This window comes from Gluconacetobacter sp., assembly GCF_047721585.1.
In the GTDB taxonomy this organism is placed as follows: Bacteria; Pseudomonadota; Alphaproteobacteria; order Acetobacterales; family Acetobacteraceae; genus Gluconacetobacter; species Gluconacetobacter dulcium.
This window is the reverse complement of sequence record NZ_JBDNXE010000154.1, coordinates 1-8183: the sequence shown is the minus strand read 5'-3', so window position 1 is coordinate 8183 and position 8183 is coordinate 1. Positions and strand designations below refer to the sequence as shown.

General features: G+C 66.4%; 7 protein-coding genes. 4 read left to right on the top strand and 3 right to left on the bottom strand.

The genetic code is table 11. The annotated features are described in order from the left end of the window. The 4 genes from ABF821_RS18540 to dgoD form a co-directional block, all read left to right on the top strand. Positions 1-416, top strand: a 416-nt coding sequence (locus tag ABF821_RS18540; RefSeq protein ID WP_415531149.1) for a 2-dehydro-3-deoxygalactonokinase, incomplete at its 5' end; no start/stop codon positions are given. Beyond that, positions 413-1033, top strand: coding sequence for a 2-dehydro-3-deoxy-6-phosphogalactonate aldolase (locus ABF821_RS18535; protein WP_415531148.1), 621 nt, complete (start codon positions 413-415; stop codon positions 1031-1033). The genes ABF821_RS18540 and ABF821_RS18535, both read left to right, overlap by 4 nt. A gap of 64 nt (positions 1034-1097) precedes the next feature. Next, positions 1098-2432 (top strand): MFS transporter, encoded by a 1335-nt coding sequence (locus ABF821_RS18530; protein ID WP_415531147.1) that lies wholly within the window; start codon positions 1098-1100, stop codon positions 2430-2432. Continuing rightward, positions 2429-3577 carry a galactonate dehydratase gene (gene dgoD / locus ABF821_RS18525; protein ID WP_415531146.1) on the top strand — a complete coding sequence of 383 codons (1149 nt, stop codon included), beginning with the start codon at positions 2429-2431 and terminating at the stop codon, positions 3575-3577. Before ABF821_RS18530 ends, dgoD begins: the two co-directional genes overlap by 4 nt. Before the next feature lie 60 nt (positions 3578-3637). Here dgoD and ABF821_RS18520 read toward each other — a convergent pair whose 3' ends face one another. From ABF821_RS18520 to ABF821_RS18510, 3 genes are all read right to left on the bottom strand, one after another. Beyond that, entirely contained in the window at positions 3638-5959 is a 2322-nt protein-coding gene (locus ABF821_RS18520; RefSeq protein ID WP_415531145.1) for a TonB-dependent receptor, read from the bottom strand. A gap of 114 nt (positions 5960-6073) precedes the next feature. Then, positions 6074-6493, bottom strand: a complete 420-nt coding sequence (locus ABF821_RS18515) for a VOC family protein (protein WP_415531144.1) — start codon at positions 6491-6493, stop codon at positions 6074-6076. 65 nt (positions 6494-6558) lie between these two features. Beyond that, a partial coding sequence (locus ABF821_RS18510; RefSeq protein ID WP_415531143.1) for a PepSY-associated TM helix domain-containing protein occupies positions 6559-8183 on the bottom strand: 1625 nt, incomplete at its 5' end.

Here is an 8183-nt window from a genome sequence, read left to right as displayed (position 1 = left end):
CTCTCCGGCCGGGCCATCCCCGCGGGGGGCGCGCCCCCGGCGCCGCCCCCCCCCGCGGGGGGGGGTGGGCGGGGGCCCCCCGCCCCCCCCGCGACGGCGACGGACTCGCGGCGCTCCTGTTCTCGGCACGCGCGCAGGTGCTGCTGGGCACGCTGCCCGCGGCCGCCAGCCTGCCCTATCTGTCCGGCCTGCTGATCGGCGACGAGATCCGCAGCGCACTGGCCGCCGGCCATGGGGCCGGTCGGCTGGCCCTTATCGGCGATGCCGCGCTCTGCGCCCGTTACCGCCGCGCCCTCAGCCATTTCGGCATCACCGATGTCCCCGCCATCGAAGGCGCGGCCGAAGCCGGCCTGTGGCGCATCGCCTGCCTGGCCGGACTGGTCATCCCCGAACCCGTCCAGGAGACCATGCCATGATCCAGCGCTTCCTCGACCGTTTCCCCCTGGTCGCAATCCTGCGCGGCGTGCGGCCCGACGAGGCGGTATCGATCGGCCAGGCGCTCGTCACCGCCGGCTTCGCCATCATCGAGGTGCCGCTCAACTCGCCCCAGCCCTTCGACAGTATCCGCCGCCTCGCCGCGGAACTGGGGCCGGACATCCTGGTCGGCGCCGGCACCGTCACCGCACGGGAACAGATCGACCGGCTGGCCGAAGCCGGCGGCCGGCTGGCGGTGATGCCGCACAGCGACCCACAGGTCATCCAGGCCGCCAAAGCCGCCGGCATGGCCTGCACGCCGGGCGTCGCCACCCCTACCGAAGGCTTTGCCGCCCTGCGCCATGGTGCCGACGCGCTGAAGCTGTTTCCTGCCGAGTCCATGCCGCCGGCGGTCCTCAAGGCATGGCGCAGCGTCTTTCCGCAGCGCACACGCTTCCTGCCCGTCGGCGGCATCACGCCCGAGACCATGGCGCCCTATGTCGCGGCCGGTGCGGCGGGGTTCGGCCTCGGTTCGGCCCTCTATCGCCCCGGCGACAGCGCAGGCCAGGTTACCGACCGCGCGCGCGCCTTCGCCGATGCGTGGGCCGCGCTCCAATAATCCTCCCCACCAGAAAACAACAACGAGAACGCGCCGGAAAACGGCGCCTGCGGGACACACGCCCATGTTTGATGAAAGACAGCGCGCGGACACGATCCGGCGCATTTCCTGGCGGCTGCTACCCTTCCTGATGCTGTGCTACTTCGCCGCCTATATCGACCGCTCGAACATCTCGATCGCGGCGCTGGCAATGAGCGCGGACCTGAAGATGACCGCGGAAATGTACGGCATCGCCGCCGGAATATTCTTCATTACCTATACGATTTTCGAAATCCCCAGCAATCTGGCCCTTGTGCGGTTCGGCGCACGGCGCTGGATCGCGCGCATCATGGTCTCGTGGGGTGTCGTCGCCATCCTGCTCGGCTTCGTCAACAGCCACTGGCAGCTCTACGGGGTCCGCCTGCTGCTCGGCGCGGCCGAAGCCGGCTTCACCCCCGGTGTCATCTATTACCTCTCGCTGTGGTATCCGGCCCGCGAGCGGGGGCGTGCGATGTCGTTCTTCTATATCGGCGCGGCCCTTGCCTCGGTCATCGGCCTGCCGGTCTCCGGGCTGCTGATGAAGCTCGACGGCGTGGGAAACATTGCCGGATGGCGCTGGCTGTTCATGATCGAGGGCCTGCCGGCGGTTCTGCTCGGTGCGCTGGTCCTGGTCTGCCTGCCGGACAGCCCGACCACGGGCACGTTCCTGTCTCCCGAGGAAAAGACATGGCTGGCCAGGACGCTCGCGGCCGACCATGCCCAGCAAGGCCCGGACCATTCCCATGACTGGCGCCCGGCCCTGCGCAGCGGCCGGGTATGGGCCCTGGCCATGGTATGGCTGTTGCAGGCATTCGGCACGATCGGCGTCACGTTGTTCATGCCGCTCCTGATCAAGAGCATGTCGGGCGGCGACACGCTTCTGGTCGGCCTGCTCTCGGCGCTGCCGTTCCTGCTGGCCTGCATCCTGATGTACGCCAACGGCCGTCATTCCGATCATACCGGCGAACGCGCGCTGCATCTGGGCCTGCCACTGCTCCTGTCCGGCCTGCTGCTGGCGGGCAGCATCCTGGTGGCACGGACGGGCGCATCCGTCGCCGCGTATGGGCTGCTGATCGCGGCCGTGGGGCTGAACTGGGCCGCCACGCCCGTCTTCTGGGCCGCTACCGCCGGCCAGCTTTCCGGCGCGGCATCGGCCGCCGGCATCGGGCTGATCAATGCCATGGCGCAGTTCGCCGGCATGGGTCTGCCCCCCCTGATCGGCCGGATCAAGGATGCAACCGGCAGCTACGACTCCGGCATGCTGCTGATTGCCGCCGCCCTGACTACCGGCGGCCTGGTGGGTCTGAAAGCCGCCGGCCGGCCACGCCACCCGACACCCACACCAATGTCCCCCATCATCGAACAGAGGGTCCGCTCATGAAGATCACCAAACTCACCACGTTCATCGTGCCGCCGCGCTGGTGCTTTCTGAAGATCGAAACCGATGAAGGCATTTCCGGCTGGGGCGAGCCGGTGCTGGAGGGGCGCGCCCATACCGTCGCCGCCGCCGTCGACGAATTGTCCGATTACCTCATCGGCCGCGATCCGTTCCTGATCGAGGATCATTGGACGGTGATGTATCGCGGCGGCTTCTATCGCGGCGGTGGCCAGCATATGAGCGCCATCGCCGGCATCGACCAGGCTCTGTGGGACATCAAGGGCCGCGCTCTGGGCGTGCCGGTGCATCAATTGCTCGGCGGCAAGCTGCGCGACCGCATCCGCGTCTATTCCTGGATCGGCGGCGATCGGCCGGCCGACACGGCGGCGATGGCGCGGGAGGTCGGCAGCCGTGGTTTCACGGCCGTGAAGATGAACGGCACGGAGGAAATGCAGTTCGTCGACAGCCACGCCAAGGTGGACGCGGTGCTTGCCCGCGTCCAGGCGATCCGCGAGGCGATGGGCCAGGATTTCGGGATCGGGGTCGATTTCCACGGCCGCGTCCACCGGCCGATGGCCAAGATCCTGGCCCGCGAACTCGACCCGTTCCGCCTGATGTTCATCGAGGAACCGGTCCTGAGCGAACATGCCGAGGCGCTGGAAGAGATCACCCGCCACTGCTCCACGCCCATCGCATTGGGCGAGCGCCTGTATTCCCGCTGGGACTTCAAGAAGATCCTGGCCGACGGCCATGTGGACATCATCCAGCCGGACCCCTCCCACGCCGGCGGCATCACCGAAACGCGCAAGATCGCGAACATGGCGGAAGCCTACGATGTCGCGCTGGCGCTGCACTGTCCGCTCGGCCCGATCGCCCTGGCGGCCAACCTGCAACTCGATGCCGTCTGCTACAATGCCTTTATCCAGGAACAGTCGCTGGGCATTCATTACAATCGGGGCAACGATCTGCTGGACTACATCACCAATCCCGAAATCTTCGCCTACAAGGACGGCCACGTCGCCATCCCCGACGCGCCGGGCCTGGGGGTGGAGATCAATGAGGATTATGTGCGTGCGCGGGCGGCCGACGGGCACCGCTGGCGCAACCCGGTCTGGCGCCACGCGGACGGCAGCTTCGCGGAGTGGTGACGGCCGCACGGCATTGGACAGGTGGAGCGGCTCCCCCGGCGCCCCTGTCCCGTCATGCTCTCAGAACCCGCAGGACACCCGCCCGCCGATAAAGCGCGGTGCACCGGGAATGTAGAGATACGTCGTCGTCGCCTGCCCGCCGGAGGTAAAATACTGCCGGTTCAGTATGTTCGACGCATAGACCGTCACCTGCCAACGATCCGACGCCGGCCGCAGCGTCACATGCGCGCCCAGCAGGAAATAGGGCGGCAGACGATAGAACCCCGTCCCACCCGGCGTCATGGCCTGCGCGCCGCGATAGACCCAGTTCGGCCCGAACTCGACCGCGTAATCACGGCTGACGGCCTGGCGCCAGTCGAGTTGCCCGTTCAGCGTCAGTTTCGGCTGCCCGTTATCCACGCCCGAAAAATTATCGTTGATCGCCTTCCACACGCCCGTCCGCGCATAATAGGCATTGGTCTTCGCACGATTGACGGTAGGAAAATTCTGGAAATTCCCGCGCTGCCAGCCGATATTCTGGGTCACGAACACATGGCGGACCGGATGCAGGTCGATCGTGCCCTCGAAGCCCCAGCTTTCCGATTTCGGCACATTGGTCAACTGGCTCAACGGCCCGTAATTCGGGATCAGGATCGTGCCGAGAATCTGCTGATTGTGAAAATCGTTGTAGAACGCAGCAGCATTGATCCGCAGCACGTTGGGAATCGGGTCGCTCTTCAGCCCCAGTTCATAGGTCAGCACGCTTTCGGGCTTGAAAGGGTCGAGCTGCGCCTGGACCTGGGTGTTGTTGGCGGTAAAGCCCCCCGGTTTGAAGCCCTTGCTCATCTTGTAATAGAGCAGGACATTCTTCGTCGCCTGCCACGACACCCCCACCTGCCCGGCAAACTGCGCCGCCGCCGTGTTCTCGCCGTGGAAATTCAGCGTGCGCCCGCCATAGATCCGCGACGTCAGTCCGGTAATCCCCCGGTCGTCGATTTCATGCAGCAGCCCCACAAACAGCGTCACATTGCGCGGCAGCCGATAGCTGACATGGCCGAACTGCGACGTGGCCTCCTGATTCAACCCGAAGGTGGAGACCTGCATGTAACCACGCGCCGGCAGATAATCCGTATAGTCGAACGGAAAGGCCTGATTCATCCGCGAACGCTGGTAATAGGCGCCGACCACCCATTGCAGCCTGTCGCCGGCGTGGCTGTTCGCCAGCCGCACTTCCTGCGTAAAGCTGTTGGCGGCAATCGTGCGATAGGCATCCGCCTGGGCCGCCGCCGTCGCATCCTGATCGGTGTACTCGGCTTCGCGCTCGGTCTCGAAGGCGCTGACCGCCGTCACGGTCACCGGGCCGAAATCATGGGCGATATGCAGGTCCGCGCCCCAGAACCAGTTATTCTCGCTGGGCTTCAACCCATGCTGGCGCCCGATCACATCGGTAAAGGCATTCCTGGCCGACCATTCCGTCTGCGTCCAGCCCAGATGCGGGATCGGCGCCGAGCCGATCAGCCGCGCGACGGGCACACCGCCCACCACCTCGCTCTGGTCACGGACCACATGGCCCGAGAGCATCACCGTCGTCCGCGCGTCAGGCGTCCATTTCAGCTTGGCCCGCAGCGCCCAGCTATCGGCATCGCCCAGATGCGCGCCGTTCAGCGGATTGGTCTGCCATCCGCCCCCCTGACGCACCTGCCCCGCAAGACGGAAGCTCAGGCCATGCGCAATCGGCCCCGAGACATAGGCATCGCTCCGACTGCGGGCATAGGACGCAATGTCCTCGCTCGCGCCATAATGGAACGTATCGGTGGGGTCGTTCGTCCGCAGCTTCACCTCGCCGCCGGTGGTCGATTGGCCATGCTCGGTGCCGACCGGGCCGGGCGTGACGGTCACACCCGACATGTCGAACATCAGCCCCGAAGCCATGGTCGAGTAGGGAAAGGCCACGTCGTCCACATAGGTCACGACCGGCCCCATATTGTTCTGGGTAAAGTCGTTGAAGCCCAGGCCGCGCAGATAGAAATTGGTCGAGGCCGTGCCGTTGATGCTCTGCACCGTCAGGTTCGGCGCCACATATTCCAGCCCGCGCAGATCCACGACCCCGCGCTCGGTCAACCGCTCCGCCGTCACGCGCGTATCGGCGTCCGGCAGGTGCTGGGCCGCCCCATAGGTAAAGGCGCGCCGGATTCCGTTGACCTCCACCGTCTCGGGCACCGTCGGAGCCGGCGGAGCTTTCCGCGCCGCCACCGGCCGGCGATCGCTCTCGGGCGTCGCGACCCGCTCCGGCGCGGTCTGCGCAGATGCAGCAGAGAGCAGCGCCACCATACATGCCCCGATGGACACGCCCCAGGCCCACACCGATCCGGCACCCCGAAGCCTGCTGCAACGTGTGATCATGCGGTGCCTCGGCCTGTAAAATTGAACATCTGCATCAGGCTCGGGCTATGGCCGATCCGGCGAAGCGGGGCAACAGCCATTCCACCCCATGCGGACATTCACCCTCCCGCCGCCTCAGGCGAGGAAAACCGCCACCCCCTTCTCCGGATGCGCCCGATAATGCGCCAGCCTCGAATCCAGAGACCCGACATGCACCTCCAGCTTGTGTCCGTCAGGATCGAGAAAATACGTCGATGCCCCCTCGCTCCGGTTCTGCCGCCACACGCGGCACGAGGCACGCAGCCGTTTCGCCAACGCCGGATAATCCTCCTCGGACACGCTGAAAGCGATATGGGTATAATCCGGCCGGGGCATCTGCCCCATTTCTTCCTCACGGGTCAGGCAGAGCCATAACGCACCGGCTTCGAGATAGGCACCGTCAGGCCATTGCGCGCGGAGCACGCAGCCAAGCGTATCGCGATAGAAGGCCACGGACCGATCCAGATCCGTCACCGCAAGGGTAATATGATTCAGTCCGCTGATTGCCGGGGCCATGCTTCGTCCTGTCGCAGGGTCTTTATCCGAGCATCAGCTTAACCGCCCCACAAGGACCCCGCACCTCAATCCGCAGCCTGCACGACCTTGCCCGTCGCCACGCCGCGCACCCCCGGCACGGCCACGCATCCGGCCACCAGCAGGGCCGTCAGCGCGATGCCGCCGGAAATGCCGATCCCGTGCGCCGCCAGCCCCCCGGCCACGATGGCGAGAACCAGATTGGCCGCGGCCGTACCCAGCAGCAGAACCGGCGCCCCCGTCCGTGCCGTCAGACAGAACGCACCAAGCACGCACGCCAGGAAGACCGCATAATAGACCCAGGACAACACGGCATAAGACGATGCACCGGGCGACAGCGCGGCGACAGCCAGCACGACAGCCACCCCGGTCATGCACCCCGTGGTGCAGCCCAGCGTCAGGCGCGACAGGACCCAGGTACCGCGCGTGTCCGTCACGGCACCCGTCCGCCGTTCGGACCGCCGCCGGGCCGTGATCCACAGCCGATTGCCCGTATAGAACAGGAACGCCCCGCCGAACCCGAGCAGCAGATACCCCAAACGCACGGGCGCCCCGCCATAACTGCCGAAATGCAGCGAGAAGAACGCGGTCACGATCGCAAAGCCGTTCGACTGCTGGCCGGGCAGATAGTCCGCCGAAATCACCCGACCGGTATAGGGATCGAGCCCGGCAAAGCCGCTGACCGGCCCCCTCAGGCCGAAACGCGCATCATGCCCGGCAACGCGCAGCGTCAGCGTCCGGCCGCCCGGCCCCATCGGGCGCATGGCGTAATCGAGCGTATCGGGCACGAATCCCGGCGCCTGCCGCGCCAGCGCCGCGACCAGTTCAGCCGGAGCCAGAGGCGCTGCCGGGCGGGGCATGGCTGCTTCCGGCCCATGCGCCATCCGCGCGACATGCGGCACTCTGTCCTGATGGAAAAGATGCCCCTGAACGGCGAAGATCTGTTCGTGGAAAGCGAAAACGACCGACGTGACCGCCATGACGATGTGAAAGGGCAGCGAAAAGAACCCGAACAGATTATGCAGGTCGAGCCACGCCCGCGCCTTCCCGCCCTCCAGCCGCACCGCGAACAGCGTGCGCGTCAGCGCCGGCAGAAACGCGATCACCCCGGACACCAACGCCACCGCATAGACCAGCGCAACCACGCCCATGATCGGCATCGCCACATCATGCGGCAACGGCAGGCCGATTTTCTGATGCAGTTCGTCGATGAAATGCGCCGCCTCGGACGGCGCCTGCGTCACCGTCACCACGCTCCCGTCGGGCGCCAGAGCCGCCGCGACACTGACGGCCGGCCCATGCCCATGGCCGCCGCCGCCCTTGGGCCAGATCAGCCGCCCCGGCTGCGTCGCATCGGGCGCCAGAACGACCGTATAATGCGCGCGTGCCTCGGGGAACGCGGCAAAGGTCTTTTCCATCAGCTCCGGCGTCCGGTCGAGCGACACCGGCGCGGGCAGGCCCGCCGGCGGCGTCAGCCACGCCTGAATCGGCTGCTCGAACATGCTGATGGCACCGGCATAAAAAGCGACGAAGAGAAACAGCCCCGCGAGAATCCCCGCCCAGCTATGAACCTCGCGATACACCGCGACGATATCGGAACGGATCTTCATGGAAACACGCTCTTCAGAAAGGCGAACAGCAGCCAGACCGCCACCGCCCCGCCCCCCAGCAC